Annotated in this window: 1 protein-coding gene; it reads left to right on the top strand. The window is 40.0% G+C overall.

Annotated elements, in window-relative coordinates:
* Window positions 1-780 (top strand): phosphoenolpyruvate--protein phosphotransferase (ptsP, locus tag ACRCJ0_RS17045; RefSeq protein WP_431391344.1); only part of this gene is annotated, 780 nt, incomplete at both ends.

The raw sequence follows: 780 nt of genomic DNA, 5'->3' as shown, positions 1-780 counted from the left end.
GAAATGCCAACTGAAGATGAGCAATTCGAATCTTACAAAGTTGTTTTAGAAGGTATGAATGGTCATCCAGTCGTTGTTCGTACAATGGACATCGGTGGGGACAAACACTTACCTTACTTACAATTACCAGAAGAAATGAACCCATTCTTAGGTTATCGTGCAATCCGTATCGGATTAAACCAACCTGAATTATTACGTGTACAATTACGTGCTTTATTACGTGCGTCTGTATACGGTTCATTACGCATCATGTTCCCGATGATTTCTAATTTACCTGAATTCCGCGCTGCGAAAGCAATTTACGAGGAAGAAAAAGCTAAATTAGAATCAGAAGGTGTTGAAGTTGCGGATGACATCCAAGTGGGTATCATGATCGAAATCCCAGCAGCCGCTGTGATTGCTGATCAATTCGCTAAAGAAGTTGACTTCTTCTCTATCGGTACTAACGACTTAATCCAATATACAATGGCGGCTGACCGTATGAACGAACACGTTTCATACCTGTACCAACCATTTAACCCATCTGTATTACGATTAATCAAAAACGTTATCGATGCTAGTCATAAAGAAGGTAAATGGACTGGTATGTGTGGTGAAGTGGCCGGTGAACCAATGGCTGCCCCATTATTAGTAGGTATGGGCTTAGATGAATTCTCTATGTCTGCATCTTCTGTACTGAAAATCAGATCATTAATTTCTAAATTAGATTCAAACGAAATGGCTGAATTAGCCAACAAAGTGGTTACGGAAGCAACTTCTTCAGACGAAGCTGAAGCTTTA

The sequence above is a fragment of the Aerococcus sp. L_32 genome (assembly GCF_050689315.1).
This window is presented reverse-complemented; position numbering and strand designations above follow the sequence as displayed.